This is a genomic window from Marinagarivorans sp., from assembly GCF_982758155.1.
The window spans coordinates 1-15622 of record NZ_CEXWTU010000105.1 but is presented as its reverse complement, the minus strand read 5'-3'; the positions used below and the strand labels follow the sequence as shown (position 1 = coordinate 15622).

Below are 15622 nucleotides of genomic sequence, written 5' to 3'. Positions count from 1 at the left end.
CCTTCGAGCGCCTTGTTGAGAAAACAGGCGCCCACGTCTAATTGGACAAACTATTCTTGCCCCGCCCCTTAAATAGAAAGTAAGGACCGCCACTTTAAATATTTAACGACAGAGACAATGCCATGAAAATTTCGTATTTAAAAAAAATGACTGTGATTAGCGCTAAAACCTTAGCCAGCTTATTTTGCTTTTCGTTTTCAGCCTATGGAGCCAGCATCGATCAAAGCCAAACAAATACTACTGCAAGTTTTAACATGCAAGCATTCTCACCCGTAGGTCAAAAATTTCAACCTGCCGCTACGCACTTAAGTCATGTCGCAGTACAACTACTTGATGCAGGAGGAGGGCAACAAGGAAATTGGACGCATATCAACATACGGGAAAATGATATTTCGGGGGCGATTATCGCCACAAGCCACCAACAATACCTTGAGGATTGTTTTAATTTTGAGGGCGGACCCGGTTGTGGCTTAGGTGGCGGCACGGGCAAGGAGGTCACATTCTCATTCCCCGAAACAGTCACGTTCAACCCGGAACACCATTATGTTTTTGAATTGATCGCCGATGCACAAGGTGATGGTTTAAATGTTGCGTTTAGTAATAACGACAACTACACCCAAGGCGGCCTTTATCAAGACGGCCAATACCACGATGAGGACTTATGGTTTAAAACGTATTACCACGATACCCCAACAATATTAGTCAGTAATGCTCAAAGCTTATCCACCTTTGACCTCGAGTTAAACTTACTGAACAACATCGCCATACCAGCAAACACTCAAGGAGCCCCAAGCCGCGATATTATTGAGCACCCTTTTTTGGGCATCTTTGTTTTTAATGGTGTATTTCAACCTGAGTTGAGCCAATGGTTAAATGACACTTGGAACAACTATATTGAGCCAGGCTGGAGCATTGTAAATAACTTATCTTACGGGGGTATTGCAGGGTTTGGCAGCCATGTATTTGTGGGCGATATGCGCACAGCTCAAAATGGTGAGGCGAGAGGCATTGTTCGCTTTGATTTTATCAATACTCAAACACAAAAACGGTTCTTTCCAGACAATGAATATATCGACTTAACGATGGGCTTAGATAATAAACTCTACGGCCTACAAAGTAGTCGCGGCACCGTAGATATTATTAACCCAAGAACAATGGCACTAGAAAATAGCTTGCGAATTGGTACTCGCAGCGATTACCGCGCGGTAACAGCAAACGCACAAGGCACTATTTTTTATGCTACTTGGAGCGGATTAATTGGAAAGACAAGCCCAGTCGGAACACTCGAGCATGAAATTTCAGTCCCTCAAAGTTTGATGGATATGGATATACACGCAAGTGCCGGCCTTGTGGTGTCTAGCCGTAATGGCGAAGTATGGAGGCTTAACGAACAGCTAGATATTCTTCAGCACTTAGAAACAGGGGTTTGGAATACCTTTGTTGGTTTTGGCGAAAAAAGTCTAGCGGAACCTACAGATGATTTACCGGTAGAGTATTGTCAGGCGCAAGGCAACAATACTTATTATGAATGGATCGAGCGCATAACGCTCAACAGCCAACATCGTTCAAGCGATGACAATACGGGATACTTCTTTCACCCGGAACCCTTAACGCTAAAAGCGGGCACCAACAACCTAGAGCTTGAACCCGGATTTAGTAATGGACACTATTACGAGTATTGGAGTGTGTGGCTAGATAAAAATAATGACGGTAATTTTTCACACGATTAATTGATTTTTAATCAGCAAGGCAATGATCGTATTATTGGTAGCATCAACATTCCACCACAAGAAGGGATAAGTCATTCACGCCTTCGCATCGCTATGCGCTACGGAAGCAATGCAGAAGCTTGCGGAAACTTCACCTACGGCGAAGTAGAGGATTTTGATGTAATAATTGAACCCGCGCAATAATAAGCGACTAACGTTCACAGGCTAAGACGGCTTTTAGCCTGTGAAATTTCTCCTTAAATTAGCGGCCAATGGAATAACGCGAAACAGTGAGCTATAAAAAAACCGCCCGAAGGCGGTAAAGAGTTCACGTCAAACCATCACTCACAAGATAATGGATTAAAGCCTAAAAATAAAAATATTCTGTTATAGGCTCTACAAAACAACGATCACGTTTTTTAATGAATAAATCCGTACGCTCTTGCGAGCCAAGCTCACCCACTTCAGCCGTTATCGTCACTTCGCCAGAAACACCGTTGGCACCCGTAAATACACATTGCGATTGCGGCGGGGCAATTGCTAGCGACTGAGCCTCACTCACTTTTTGAAATCTTAATTCACCCTCTAAAACATAAGACTCCTTACCCTGCCAAACAGTCACGTTTGCACTGCCACAGACATCGGAACCCACATCCCAAGTACTCACTATCGCCGTAACCGAGGGTGGAGAAACAATGGCAGGGCAACCGTCTGTAAAAGATTTAAGGTCAAACTCAATTTCTTCTGTGATGACATGACAGGCATCCTCATAAACCACAACACTTTTACTTTCCGTTGAATAGTTTTCCAAGGAAGCCTCGACATAAAACGCACCCGGCATTTCATCGGCACCAGAGAAAACACACGTTGATCCTGTGCCAGCTGATCGTAACGGAATAACATTTCCACCGCTAACCGCGGTTACCTGAGCGCTGCATGCATTACCTTCGGGCGCGTTAATCGTGACACTTAAACCAGGAAGAACATTGAGATCACACGTAACCGCCTCGGCATTAATGGGGCCAATAGCATTTTTAGGATCATTCCAATTGGCAGCCCAAACACTATTCGCGTGCGCATAAAATACAGCATCATCATGGAATATACCGCGATCGTGACTTCCGCCTGATGGGTACTTTTGGCTTTCCGATGCTTGCTCTGCAACCACAACACCGGCACCTAATAAGCGTGCACTACCACCATCAATACCCGTCACTTTAAATAAGTGAAGCCCAGTATGCTGCCAAGCGCCATAACCACCTTCGGTTTCTGAATGGTAATAATCCACAGGCATCCCTATACGTAGCTCATCACCCACGGTTAAAAAGCTCAACGCGCGCAAGTTATGCAATGCTTCAGACTGGCTATTACGCGCACCTAAAAGAATTGTATCGATTTCTTTGGGGGTGTCACCACGCACATCCATAAGGGCCACCTTCATGGATGTCACTCGGCCATTCTCGTCGGCATCCTGCCCTACCGCAAAAATATAATTATCACCAATGGGGTGCATATAAGTGGCGAAACCAGGAATTTCTAATTCACCCGCAATTTTTGGATCGGTACGATCGCTTAAATCAATAGCGTATAGCGGATCGGTTCGGCGAAAAGTCACGATATACCCTTTATCACCTTCGAAGCGAACGGAATAAACATCTTCACCGGGCTTGCCAATCGCTTCGGGACGCTCTTTATTAGGCAGAGTGGCCACGGTTTTTAGTACGCCATTGTCGTCTTCAAGTACGGTTAGATGATGAGCAATGGTGTTATTCCACGTTTGCCCCGTCGATGTTACTACGCGTAAATCACCGTTGTGCTCATTGAGCTTGAATGCTGGGTCGCCACGGTGACCGATATAACCCTTAACACTACCCGATGCGCTATATGTCGCACCCTTTTCATCTAAAGAGAATTTATGAATAACCGTAGTTTGGCGCTCGCCCATACCTTCATCCCATACAGTACCGGTTAGGTACATAGAGTCAGGATTCACGCTTAAGGATTCAACCGCACCATTGATACAGCTGCTAGAGACAACTTTTTGATCGTTAAGATTAACGGCCGTAATATTGACCAAGCTCGCATAACCATAGGATGCCGAGATACCGTCTTGGACATAACAACTATCGGCTAAAGTAATGGCATCGCCTTCATTAATACGATAGGTCGGTAATAGCTGCTGCACAGAAACCGAGCTTAATTCATCTTCGTTAGCACTCCTAACCCCGTCATTACCGTATTCAAACTGTAAGTTTGCAATCCACGGGTCAAAGCGCGTGACTAAGTAAAGCATGTCGCCTACCTTGCGGCTATCGACCAAGCTACCTTCAATACTTAGCGTCCAATCCACCGCGGGGGAGCTCGCATCGGCCACGTCCACCAACTGAACTTTAGTTTCACTGTTCACTGGGTGAGGGTAATAGATATCACCAAAGAAGGGCTCGATGGCCGGGCGCGCCATAACTTCAACATTCACACCAAAGTCAGTGAAGCCAAAGCCCGGCATCATCGGATACACATTACCCCACTGGCTACGCAAAGTGGCAACATGGCTTGTTGCGCTACCATCGCTAACCAAATACATCTCACTAACACCGCCCCATTCAGAGTCCAGCGCCACATGCCCCACCACCTCAGCATTTACAGCTAGCGGGTCTGTGGCAACAACATTGATGCCGGGAAAATTATCTATACGGTATGGGTCGTATTTGGGATAGGTTGCAATAAACCAATGCTTTCCGTCGTACTTGGCATAATCGGCTTCATCTACACCGGCAACATGGACATTCGTTTCAGAGAAGTTATCACTGGGAGCATCTGCACCGGCCGATACTGGTTCTGCAGCTTGCGGTGGGGCAGAAAGCTCTGCCGACACCTGCACGCCGCCCGTTACGCCAATATTGTCGCGTAAATACTGAGCAGGGCTCACCTTAAGGCGTAAACCATTTTTAATATGCTGATTTAGGGCTTCGCCGGCCACTAACGTCAAAGGCGCTTCACTTTGAGGGGTTGTCTTGAGTTTGCTGTAATCCACACCGCTGGTCGTATTGCCGCCATTGCCGTTTGTCTCACCGCCATCATTACCGCTGCATGCTGTTAACGCTACGGCACCAGCTACAGCCAGTATAAGTTTCATATTCATGAACACCCCTTTTAATCAGGTTGGTTTATTTATGGTGCAAGGCTACGCCAAATATAGATTCAAAACTGTTAATGAATTGTAAAAAACAATCATGCAGGCGACTCAACCCCTAGAATTTGATCTCACGCAGCAAAAACCACGCTCGAGTTTTACAATTTAGGGACGAGGCAATAATAGTTTATCTAATTAGGCGAAGAGGGCCTGCAGGGAGGCGCTTAAAGAGGCGCATGCCGGGGCCTATACGGATATAGGTCATTAGGGCAGGAGCCCCTTATTAGACATTGCAGGAGCATAATGTCGTGGAGCAGTTACCGAGGCATGTAACGCTTTGAGCAACGAAGGTAAGGATGTCGAGATCAAGCATTAGTGGATGAAATATTGTTTTCTCGCCCCTTATTACAATTTTTAACGGTTTTGCCTGTGACATCATGGCAAACTGCACAGCATGTATCTCATTAAAGACTTTTTATTCAGTAACAATAGGCAAGCTAGCTGGCCTAAGTATGCACTTACTTTGGCATTGGTCATTGTCGCGTCTATTGTTCGTCCAACTCTAGCCGCTGATACCAGCTGCCAAGGTGATTGCGTCGCTATTGGCGAGTGGGACCTGAGCCTTAGCCTTGGCGCAGGTATGCGCAGCAACCCGGTATTAGGGCAAGATGATGTCCCCTTTGTGGTTGTGCCCAAGTTCAGCTATTACGGAAAACGCTTTTTCCTTGATAGCTACGATGCTGGCTATACCCTGTTAGACAGGAAGCACCACCAATTTAACGCCATCCTTATCACGCCAGGTTTTGAGCAAGCATTCTTTAGTGACTGGCAGCTAACCAATCAAGACCTTGGCGATACCGGCAGCACCCACACACTACATAAGCGCCGCACAGCAGGTTTATCGGGGTTTGAATACACGTATATTCACCCACTTTTCGACTGGCAAACACAACTGTTTCAAGACGTAACAGGTGTACACCACGGCCAAAAGCTGCGCACGGCACTAACATTTCCATGGCTCAAGAACAGCCACGCTTGGGAGCTTGCTGCTGGGGCCACATGGCAAAGCAATAACCTTGTGAATTATTACTACGGTGTTCGCGGCAATGAAGTTAACAATGCCAACTTCGTCTACGATGCCCCTGCCACCACATCCGCCTACATTAAGGCTGAATGGGAAACACGCTTCAATAAACACTGGGGCGCGCGCGCGGTTACAAGTTATAAGTGGCTAGGCAGCGGCGTAACCAATAGCCCCATTGTGATAGGCGATAGTGTTTTTACGTTTTACGCGGCGGGGGTGTACCATTTCTAGCCGCCACACCGCACGCATGATTGCACAACGACCTGCACTTACTCGCCTACTCTGCTTCGGCGCCCTGCTTTTATCGAACTACAGTTACTGTAGTGATGACACCAGCGTTACGCTCACGATTAAACCGAAGGTATGCGTACTCAGTAGTGCCAAAGAGGTTTGCCAAGACGAGTTACAAATTTCTTGGCTCTCCACTAACGAACGCAGCCTATGCCTGTATCAAAAGAATAACCCTGTGCCGCTCGCATGCTGGGAGCGCGCCAATAATGGTAGCCACAGCATGGCGCTTAATACCAGTACAAGCCTAAACTTCTTATTACGCGAAAGCACACAGGATGCATTGCTTGCCAGCGAAACATTCGAGGTTATTCACGACCACAAACAATATCGCCGCGCACGCCGCAACGCTTGGGCATTTTTCTAAAAAGGCAACGGCATGACCGACACTATTTTATTGGCAGAAGATGATCAGCGACTGGCCCAATTGGTCAACGATTATTTATCGCAAAACGGCTTCACGGTGCTCACCGAGAGCAATGGTTTAAGAGTCAGTAATCGGGCGCTGCATGATAACCCCGACTTACTAATTTTAGATGTTGGCTTACCCGGTAAAAGCGGGCTCGAAATCTGTAAAGAAATAAGAGCAGACTTTACTGGCCCCATTTTAATGCTAACCGCGCGCGACAGCGATGCAGACCAAGTGCTAGGCCTTGAGTATGGTGCTGATGATTACGTTATCAAACCCGCAGACCCCACCGTACTATTAGCCCGCATCCGCGCATTACTTCGCCGATATGCACCCCAGCGCCCAACACCGCAAAGTACTTTAACCTTTAACCAACTCGAAATAAAAAGCGCCCAGCGCAGTGCTGAAATTGCCGGCACACCGGTTTTACTTTCAAGTCATGAGTTTGATTTATTGCTCACACTTGCCAACCACGCGGGCAAAGTTTTAAGCCGCGAGTTTTTATTCAAATCAGTCTACCACCGTGAATACGATGGGCTTGATCGCTCTGTTGATGTGCGGATTTCGCAGCTGCGAAAAAAATTGAACGACGACACCAGCACACCCGAAAAAATTAAGACCGTTTGGGGTCGCGGTTATTTATTTGTTCCCGAGGCGTGGTAAGAGGTTAATGAACCGTACGTTTTTATCGCTCTATATTTTAATTGTTTTATGCGTTGCCCTCTTTGGTTGGGGGCTAGATAAACTCTGGCAGCACTTCAGCCCCCCTCCAAGCATTACAACAGCGCAGCACAATTTACTGGCGCTCGTCGAATTTTCCATCGAACAACCTCTGCCACAGAAAAAAGATAAGCATGCATCTATTGCTGCTATGTCGAAATCAATACAAAGCGAAATAGAATTATTATCACTGGATGACTTTGCCAACTCATCACTGAGTAAAACCTTAATCGATGGTCAGGCGGTGCGCCTACATAATCAACACGGTGAACTCCAGCTCTATAAGCGAATATCAAATAGCCCAGATATTATTCGCATTACCCTGCCACCGCAGATTGCGCCTAAAAATAGCTACTTGTATGAAATACTCATCTCTTTATTCTACGGATCGATTGGTTTAGTGGTTTTTGTTTGGGTTTGGCCACTGATGCGGGATGTTAGGAAACTAGAACGCCACACACAGCATGTCGGAAAACATAGCCTCCCCGAGCCTGTCAGCGTTTTACCCGGTTCTGCTGTTAGCAACCTCGCCAGTGCATTTAACCAAATGGCCGAACGTATTAAAGAGCTTCTAGCAAGCCACAAAGAAATGACCTACGCCGTAAGCCATGAGCTACGCACACCTCTCGCGCGAATGAAATTCGCACTCGCCATGCTTAAAAGTGCCAGCTCTAATTCACAACAATGTCCCCACGCAATGAGTATTGCCCAAGATATCGATGAAATGGACGCACTGATTACGCAACTATTAACTTATGCCGGTTACGAACAAGAAGATGGGCCATTAAAACAACAAGATGGCGACATGGCATTTTTAATCAGCGAATTAATTCAACGAGCAAAAGACAGCCACCCCAACGCGAACATTACAGTATCTCTTGAATGCTTGGAGGGTAGTACTCACGTCCATTGCGATTGGCATTTAATGGAGCGTGCTATTTTTAACCTTATTCACAATGCATTGCGCTTTGCAGAATCATCTATACGGGTAACACTCACACAATCACCGAAACAATATATTGTTATGGTGGAGGATGACGGCCCAGGAATTCCACAAGATCAACAAATCAGAGTTTTTGAATCGTTTGTGCGCTTAGAGTCCAAACCCAATGAGCAAGTACGAGGCTTCGGCCTAGGGCTAGCAATTGTGCAAAGAGTTATGAAGTGGCACGAGGGCCAAGCAGTCGTCACATCAAGCACTGAGCTACACGGCGCGCAGTTTACCCTTCAGTGGCCTAAGCCATTCTAGTGTTTGAACGCAAAAAACCTAAAGACCATCAAGCCGATATACACCGCGGCATACCACCAGAATCGATAAAAGTCAGCCTTAACAAGCCAAAAGAAATGTAATAGCACTAGGGCATCGGCAACATAGACGCTTTTATGAATTCGCAGCCAATTCCGCCCCAATTTCTTTCGAGAGAAATTGCTAGAAGTTAAAGCCAATCCCAACAAGATAATAAAAGCTAAAAAACCAACAGTGATATAAGGGCGATCTTGAATATCGGCCCAGAGAAACGAAAAATCGAACGATAGGTCGAAAATGAGATATACACAGAAATGAGTCAATGCGTAGAAAAAAGCATAAAGCCCTAATAACCTTCGCCAAGGCATTATTTTTTTGAAGTTGATTACCGCAGCCCCATAATGAGCCTTACCGAAACCTTTAACCAGTGGCGTTACCGCTAAGCTCGCCAACAGTAATATGAACGCCCATGTACCTGTATTACGCGTAAGCCATTCAATAGGGTTGGCACCCAAGCCACCAACAAACCCTGTGACCAATAAATACAACGCAGGCAACAAACCCAGCACATGCCCAGTCAAACGATTCATAAAACTTCAACAAGATTCACTATAGATACCTACTAAAAATATTTTTTGAGATCCATACCCTTATACAACCCTGCCACCTCTTTCTCATAACCGTTAAACATTAATGTAGGGCGCTTAAATAGCTCCCCTAACCTGCGCTCACGAGATTGGCTCCAGCGGGGGTGGCTCACATCAGGATTAACATTGGAATAAAAACCATATTCACTGGACTGCAACATATTCCAACTGGTTTTCGGCATAGACTCTACAAAACGTATTTTCACAATCGACTTAATACTTTTAAAACCATACTTCCAAGGTACAACAAGCCTTAATGGCGCACCATTTTGATTAGGCAAAGCTTTACCGTATAAACCAACAGCCATAAAACTTAGCGAATGCATTGCCTCATCCATACGCAACCCTTCGCGATAAGGCCAATCGATTACGGGGCGGCTCTGCCCCGGCAATGGATCCTTAGGGTCATAGAGCGTTTCAAATGCCACATACTTTGCCTGGCTTGCTGGCTCGAAACGCTTAAGCAAATCGGCCAAAGAAAATCCCAGCCAAGGAACAACCATTGACCATGCCTCGACGCAACGCAACCGATAGATTCGCTCCTCAAAAGCATGTGGTTTGATGATATCTTCTAACGCATATTTACCCGGTTTGGCACAAAGCCCCTCCACCGTTACAGACCACGGCTCCGTACTTAAGGCCGCTGCATTTTTATACGGATCTGTTTTGGCCGTGCCTAACTCATAAAAGTTATTGTATTGAGTGATATCTTCAAACGAATTGAGTTTTTCATCGGCCACTCTATGCGTTGTTTTGGCCAGGGATGCTTTTGCATCAAAGCCAGGCAGTCTAGCGCTAGCACTGTGCGCTGAGCCGAACAAGGGTAAAGTCGCAGCCATCAAAAAATGGCGACGCTTCAGATAGCTGGACTCTGGCGTCACATCATTTTCACTCAAGCCTTTTGATGGTATTCGGGACTTTGTTATTTTTGGCGTAAACATATAAGCACTCCAAGTATAAAGCTCTCAACTCACTATACGACGCCAAGATCACCGATGTATCACAAAGCTGTAAACATCATTGTAATATCCAGGTATTAAAGTCGCCCAAAGACTATTGCTCCTTTACCCCACTAAACAAGCTGTCGTGAGACATTAGAATTGGCTAGTAGATAGCAAGTATAGTCGCCTCATTCCGCGTAACAATAAGCTTCAATTAACCAAAGTGTAGAATGAATAGGCGAAAAAAAAGCCCCGCATAGCGGAGCTTTTTCTTTCGGTTAGATCAACCGAACTTTTATTTGGTGCCCTGGGCCGGACTTGAACCGGCACGACCGAAGTCACTACCCCCTCAAGATAGCGTGTCTACCAATTTCACCACCAGGGCTAAGGGAGGCGCATTCTACTGAGTTTAGTCTTCAGTTTCCAGCGCTTTAGCTGCGTTATCTAAAGTTTTTTCAGCTGTAGCACTGGCATCATCAATAATCAGCCCGGCTTGCTCAAGTGTTTGCGCCGCATCAACTTCTAACGCTGCTGCACCACTTTCCAGTGCCGCACCTAGATCGTCAGCTGCACTTTCAGTATCGTCAATTACCGCTTCCGCTGCAGATGTAGCTGGCAAGAAGTCTTCATCGATAACCGAAGTCTTTTTAGCGACTACCGCAAGTGCGACACTCGTAACGAAAAATATAGCCGCTAGAATACCTGTCATTCGGGAGAAAAAGTTACCCGTACCAGCGGCACCAAAAACAGTTTGAGAAGAGCCCGAACCAAAGGATGCTCCAGCTTCTGCGCCCTTACCTTGTTGAATCATAATTAAGCCAATAATGCCTAAAGCTAACAAGACGTGAACTACGAGAATAAAATTTTCCATAAAGCGTTGCCTTTAAAACTGTGCTTTTAATTTAGTGCTAGCTACAACTCAGCAGCTTTGCATATTTCAATGAAATCTTCAGCCTTTAGTGCAGCTCCGCCCACTAAAGCACCGTCGATATCCGGTTCGGCAAAAAGAGTCTCAGCATTGCTTGCCTTAACACTTCCACCATAAACAATGCGAACTGCCGAACCCACGGGCCCGAGTAGTTCTCGAATAAACGCATGTACTTCTTGCGCTTGATCCGGTGCCGCCGTCACACCTGTACCGACAGCCCAAAGAGGCTCATAAGCCACTACACTTCGCGCAAGCTTATCTACACCACAATAATCTAATGCCGAGCCAACTTGCCGCTTAATAACATCGAGTGTTTTTCCAGCTTCGCGCTGATCTAGGGTTTCCCCAACACACAGGATGGGTGTCATCATTGACTGATGCACCAAATCAAACTTTTTTGCAACTTGCGCATCAGTCTCGTTGTAGAAACGCCGCCGCTCAGAATGCCCGACTATTGCGTACTGGCAGCCTATATCATGCAGCATTTCGGCAGAGACATCGCCAGTATAGGCGCCCTCTTCGAACTGACTGCAATCTTGCGCACCTAACGCCACATTTGAATGCGCCAAATGTTCGTTTACCGCTTGAGCCAAGTGTATAAAAGCCGGACATACCACAACTTCAGCTTGATGAACGCCAAACCACTGCTCGGTAATTCCGTCCAGTAAATCACTCACAAATGCCGTGGAACCATTGAGCTTCCAATTTGCGATAATGATTGGCCGTCGTTTGTTACTTAGTTGTCCCACGCAGGATTATGCCCTTAGAAAGGAGTTCTACGTAGCTCAAGCGCTACGCGTTCAGACTTTACCCCTCAAAACTGGTGTAATAGGCGCTTCGTTTTTACCACAAAACGCAATACAACAAATTGCCTAGGCAAAACGGCTGGCAATGGTAGCGAAAGAGTCGGTGCAACACAATAAAAATGCTCACCCAATACACAAGTCATCACATATTAAACCGCTTTTCGCTATAAAGCGGCGCTAGCAACGGCTTCGGCTAACTGCTCTGCCACCTTTTGCACCTGTTGGGGGTCTTTACCTTCGACCATTACTCGCACTAAAGGCTCTGTTCCTGAGGGGCGTAACAACACTCGTCCAGCATCTGCGAGGTCGCTCTCCGACTTTGCCAACGCCGCTTGAATACCTTCATGAGTCGCTAATGCACTTTTATCTTCACAAGGTACATTGATCATCACTTGAGGCATTTTTTGCATACCTTGTTTGAGTACAGCCAACGTTTTACCCGAGTGAACGACCGCCAACAAAACCTGCAAGGCTGAAATAATGCCATCGCCTGTTGTCGTGGCACAACGGCATACAATATGGCCCGACGACTCGCCGCCTAGCGTCCAATCATTTTTGCTCATTTCTTCTATTACATAACGATCGCCGACATTTGCCCGAACAAAGGGAATGTTGAGTTTTTTAAGCGCTAACTCAAAACCAAAGTTGCTCATCAATGTACCGACAACACCCTTAAAGTTGTCGCTATGTTCACTCTTGTGAGCTGCAATGAGGTACAGCAGTTGGTCACCGTCTAAAACTTCACCGCCGTCATCAACAAACATGACGCGGTCTCCATCACCATCAAAGGCAATGCCGATATCCGCGTGCGTTTCCAGCACATGCCGCTGCAAAGCCTTCATTTTAGTAGAGCCACAATCAAGATTGATATTCAATCCATCAGGAGCCACACCAATGGTAGTAACTTTTGCACCCAGCTCACGAAAAACCTTGGGCGCTACGCTATACGTCGCGCCATTAGCACAATCCAGGGCTATTTTTAGCCCCTCAAGATTAAACCCCCAAGGGACACTACCTTTGCAGAACTCGATGTACCGCCCTTCGGCATCTTCTAATCGGCGTGCCTTACCCAGCTTTTCAGCCGTTATCATCGGTTTCTCAAGCTCAGCTTCGATAGCCAGCTCAATTTCATCACCCAACTTTGTCCCCTGCGGACTAAATAACTTAATGCCGTTATCCGTATAAGCATTGTGAGAGGCGCTAATCACGATACCTGCTGCCGCTTGAAATGTGCGCGTTAAATAGGCAATGGCCGGTGTTGGCATCGGACCGACCAAACCAACATCAACACCCGCAGCAATAAGGCCAGACTCAAGTGCGGCCTCGAACATATATCCGGATATCCGAGTATCTTTACCGATGATGACCATTGCAGGTCCGTCTTTTAGGCGATTTTTTGCCAGAACCCGACCAACAGCCCAGCCCAGTTTAAGGAAAAACTCCGGTGTTATAGGATGCTGCCCGACTAACCCTCGAATACCGTCTGTGCCAAAATATTTTTTCATAATATCTCTTCTTATTTTCACGCAGCTAATCGCGCGTCAATTCAAATACTTTAATAATATCTACTGTTTCAGCCACATCATGAACACGTAGAATCTTTGCCCCGCCCTGTAACGCTGCAAAAGCAAAACCCAAACTACCCGCCAACCTTACCGGAAGCTCTCGCCCCAGAAGCCGGCCAATCATAGATTTCCTCGATGCGCCAAATAGAACGCCAGCACTCAACGAGGCGAATAACGGTAACGCCTTAATTAAGGCTAAATTATGTGCATCCTCTTTACCAAAACCAATGCCGGGATCTACCAGGATTTGGTTTGGAGAAACACCCGCAAGACAACAACTCTCTATACGCGCTACCAAAAAAGCCTTCACCTCATCAACACAAGAATCATAATGCGGATTATGCTGCATCGTCTTCGGGTTGCCCTTCATATGCATCAAACAAACGGCTAATTGAGTCGCTGCTGCTGCTTCCAATGCTCCACTCAGTTGCAGCGCACGAACATCATTAATTAACCCAGCCCCAGCGCCAGCGCCCTCGAGAATGACCTTAGGCTGGCTAGTGTCGAGCGAGACAATGACCTCAAAACGCTTCTCTATAGCCTCAACGACAGGCACAACACGGTCCAGCTCTTCAGCAACCCCAACGGGCGTAGCCCCTGGCCGCGTAGATTCGCCACCTACATCAATAATATCGGCGCCGGCCTTCACCATACACTCGACCAGCGCTAGCACCTTTGCAATATCGACGCTACCGCGCGACAAAAGACGGCCTCCATCAGAAAAGGAGTCCGGCGTTACATTAAGAATTGCCATGACTCTAGGCTTAGATAAATCTAATTCTCGGGAACCACATTGTATTAGCATGACAATTTAAGTGCGTTCATCCATCTCTTATTGATTTACATTCCAAATAGCCAATAAAAAAGGCTAGGAAAACCCAGCCTTTTTTATTGCCTGCAACCCAGCTAGCTCTCTTCTGCTGGCCCGCCAACAATAGGTGCATCCTTGGAGTCTTTGGCCTCTCCTTCGCCCGAAGAGGAACCATCAAATCCGCCGTCGCCCCAGTCACGAGGTGGCCTAACTTTACGGCGAGCCATCAAGTCCGCAACCTGTTCAGAATCTATCGTTTCGTATTCCATCAGCGCATCTTTCATCGCCTCTAAAATATCGCGGCTTTCTACTAATAAATCTTTAGCGCGGCCATAACAAGCATCAACTATTAACCTAACTTCGGCGTCAATTTTCTTTGAAGTCTCAGAGGAGTACTGCTGGTTTCCAGCGCCTGGAATTCCAGACTCATCTTCACCATAATGCAACGGCCCCAAGCTCTCACTCAAGCCCCACTTGGTTACCATATTGCGCGCCATTTGCGTTGCACGCTCAATATCGTTTGAGGCGCCGGTAGTAACGCCATCAAAACCTAAAATCAGCTCCTCGGCTATTCGCCCGCCAAACAAGGTGCACAAGCGCGACTCTAGACCACGTTTGCTGTAGCTGTAGGTATCTTCTTCAGGTAAGTACTGCGTGACACCCAAAGCGCCGCCGCGAGGGATAATGCTCACTTTATGCACAGGGTCATGCTCAGGAACCAAGCAGCCAACAATCGCGTGTCCGGCTTCATGATAGGCTGTATTTTCTTTTTCTTTTTCGTTCATCACCATGGACTTGCGCTCAGCACCCATCATGATTTTGTCTCGCGCACGCTCAAACTCTTCAACGCCAACTAAGCGCTTATTAGACCGTGCCGCAAAAAGAGCAGCCTCGTTCACAAGGTTAGCCAAATCTGCACCCGAAAACCCTGGTGTGCCACGCGCGATAACAGATGCAACAACAGCTTCATCCAAGGGTACTTTACGCATATGTACCTTAAGAATTTGCTCTCGACCACGGATATCAGGCAATCCAACAAAGACTTGTCGATCAAATCGACCGGGTCGTAAAAGCGCTTTATCAAGAACATCTGGGCGGTTTGTTGCCGCTATAACGATAATGCCTTCATTACCCTCAAAACCATCCATCTCAACTAACAGTTGGTTTAATGTTTGCTCACGCTCATCATTGCCGCCGCCATGACCACCACCACGATGTCGGCCTACTGCATCGATTTCGTCAATAAAGATAATACACGGAGATTGTTTCTTCGCTTGTTCAAACATATCTCTAACGCGGGACGCGCCAACACCAACAAACATTTCAACGAAGTCC

General features: G+C 46.7%; 14 protein-coding genes and 1 tRNA gene. 6 read left to right on the top strand and 9 right to left on the bottom strand.

The window, feature by feature from the left end:
- The first annotated feature begins 122 nt into the window (after positions 1-122).
- On the top strand, positions 123-1730 hold the full coding sequence (locus AC3A8L_RS12200) for a hypothetical protein (protein ID WP_487962539.1): 1608 nt from the start codon (positions 123-125) through the stop codon (positions 1728-1730).
- The gene (locus tag AC3A8L_RS12195; protein ID WP_487962538.1) at positions 1731-1913 is read left to right on the top strand and encodes a GEVED domain-containing protein; all 183 of its coding nucleotides are present in this window, start codon (positions 1731-1733) and stop codon (positions 1911-1913) included. It abuts the gene before it with no gap.
- A 163-nt stretch (positions 1914-2076) separates the two neighbouring features.
- Here the strand turns inward: AC3A8L_RS12195 and AC3A8L_RS12190 are convergent, their stop codons facing one another.
- Entirely contained in the window at positions 2077-4851 is a 2775-nt protein-coding gene (locus tag AC3A8L_RS12190) for a beta-propeller domain-containing protein (RefSeq protein WP_487962537.1), read from the bottom strand.
- A 445-nt stretch (positions 4852-5296) separates the two neighbouring features.
- Here AC3A8L_RS12190 and AC3A8L_RS12185 point away from each other — a divergent pair, with 445 nt between their 5' ends.
- Genes AC3A8L_RS12185 through AC3A8L_RS12170 form a run of 4 tightly spaced genes read left to right on the top strand, consistent with a single transcriptional unit; the run spans position 5297 to position 8592 of the window.
- Positions 5297-6157, top strand: coding sequence for a MipA/OmpV family protein (locus tag AC3A8L_RS12185; protein WP_487962536.1), 861 nt, complete (start codon positions 5297-5299; stop codon positions 6155-6157).
- 16 nt (positions 6158-6173) lie between these two features.
- Positions 6174-6581, top strand: coding sequence for a DUF3019 domain-containing protein (locus tag AC3A8L_RS12180; protein WP_487962535.1), 408 nt, complete (start codon positions 6174-6176; stop codon positions 6579-6581).
- 12 nt (positions 6582-6593) lie between these two features.
- Positions 6594-7286 carry a winged helix-turn-helix domain-containing protein gene (locus AC3A8L_RS12175; RefSeq protein WP_487962534.1) on the top strand — a complete coding sequence of 231 codons (693 nt, stop codon included), beginning with the start codon at positions 6594-6596 and terminating at the stop codon, positions 7284-7286.
- Positions 7287-7293: 7 nt separating this feature from the next.
- Positions 7294-8592 carry an ATP-binding protein gene (locus AC3A8L_RS12170; protein WP_487962533.1) on the top strand — a complete coding sequence of 433 codons (1299 nt, stop codon included), beginning with the start codon at positions 7294-7296 and terminating at the stop codon, positions 8590-8592.
- Here AC3A8L_RS12170 and AC3A8L_RS12165 read toward each other — a convergent pair.
- The 8 genes from AC3A8L_RS12165 to ftsH all read right to left on the bottom strand — a co-directional run.
- Positions 8589-9179: a protein-methionine-sulfoxide reductase heme-binding subunit MsrQ gene (locus AC3A8L_RS12165; protein ID WP_487962532.1), complete on the bottom strand. Its 591-nt coding sequence runs from the start codon at positions 9177-9179 to the stop codon at positions 8589-8591. The genes AC3A8L_RS12170 and AC3A8L_RS12165 overlap by 4 nt on opposite strands.
- Before the next feature lie 32 nt (positions 9180-9211).
- Positions 9212-10177, bottom strand: a complete 966-nt coding sequence (msrP, locus tag AC3A8L_RS12160; protein WP_487962531.1) for a protein-methionine-sulfoxide reductase catalytic subunit MsrP — start codon at positions 10175-10177, stop codon at positions 9212-9214.
- A gap of 300 nt (positions 10178-10477) precedes the next feature.
- Positions 10478-10562 (bottom strand) — tRNA-Leu (locus AC3A8L_RS12155).
- A gap of 24 nt (positions 10563-10586) precedes the next feature.
- Positions 10587-11048, bottom strand: a complete 462-nt coding sequence (gene secG, locus AC3A8L_RS12150) for a preprotein translocase subunit SecG (RefSeq protein ID WP_487962530.1) — start codon at positions 11046-11048, stop codon at positions 10587-10589.
- A gap of 41 nt (positions 11049-11089) precedes the next feature.
- A complete protein-coding gene (tpiA, locus tag AC3A8L_RS12145) occupies positions 11090-11854 on the bottom strand; it encodes a triose-phosphate isomerase (protein WP_487962529.1) in 765 nt (254 codons plus the stop codon).
- A 221-nt stretch (positions 11855-12075) separates the two neighbouring features.
- Positions 12076-13419, bottom strand: a complete 1344-nt coding sequence (glmM, locus tag AC3A8L_RS12140; RefSeq protein WP_487962540.1) for a phosphoglucosamine mutase — start codon at positions 13417-13419, stop codon at positions 12076-12078.
- A gap of 22 nt (positions 13420-13441) precedes the next feature.
- Complete coding sequence (gene folP / locus AC3A8L_RS12135; protein WP_487962528.1) at positions 13442-14230, bottom strand: dihydropteroate synthase; 789 nt, start codon at positions 14228-14230, stop codon at positions 13442-13444.
- 152 nt (positions 14231-14382) lie between these two features.
- On the bottom strand, positions 14383-15622 hold a 1240-nt coding region (ftsH, locus tag AC3A8L_RS12130), incomplete at its 5' end, for an ATP-dependent zinc metalloprotease FtsH (RefSeq protein ID WP_487962527.1).

Coding starts and splice junctions, on each gene's coding strand:
- AC3A8L_RS12200 (WP_487962539.1), top strand. CDS start 123: ATGAAAATTTCGTATTTAAAAAAAATGACTGTGATTAGCGCTAAAACC.
- msrP (WP_487962531.1), bottom strand. CDS start 10,177: ATGTTTACGCCAAAAATAACAAAGTCCCGAATACCATCAAAAGGCTTG.
- folP (WP_487962528.1), bottom strand. CDS start 14,230: ATGGCAATTCTTAATGTAACGCCGGACTCCTTTTCTGATGGAGGCCGT.
- AC3A8L_RS12180 (WP_487962535.1), top strand. CDS start 6,174: ATGATTGCACAACGACCTGCACTTACTCGCCTACTCTGCTTCGGCGCC.
- AC3A8L_RS12165 (WP_487962532.1), bottom strand. CDS start 9,179: ATGAATCGTTTGACTGGGCATGTGCTGGGTTTGTTGCCTGCGTTGTAT.
- AC3A8L_RS12175 (WP_487962534.1), top strand. CDS start 6,594: ATGACCGACACTATTTTATTGGCAGAAGATGATCAGCGACTGGCCCAA.
- AC3A8L_RS12190 (WP_487962537.1), bottom strand. CDS start 4,851: ATGAATATGAAACTTATACTGGCTGTAGCTGGTGCCGTAGCGTTAACA.
- secG (WP_487962530.1), bottom strand. CDS start 11,048: ATGGAAAATTTTATTCTCGTAGTTCACGTCTTGTTAGCTTTAGGCATT.
- AC3A8L_RS12185 (WP_487962536.1), top strand. CDS start 5,297: ATGTATCTCATTAAAGACTTTTTATTCAGTAACAATAGGCAAGCTAGC.
- AC3A8L_RS12170 (WP_487962533.1), top strand. CDS start 7,294: ATGAACCGTACGTTTTTATCGCTCTATATTTTAATTGTTTTATGCGTT.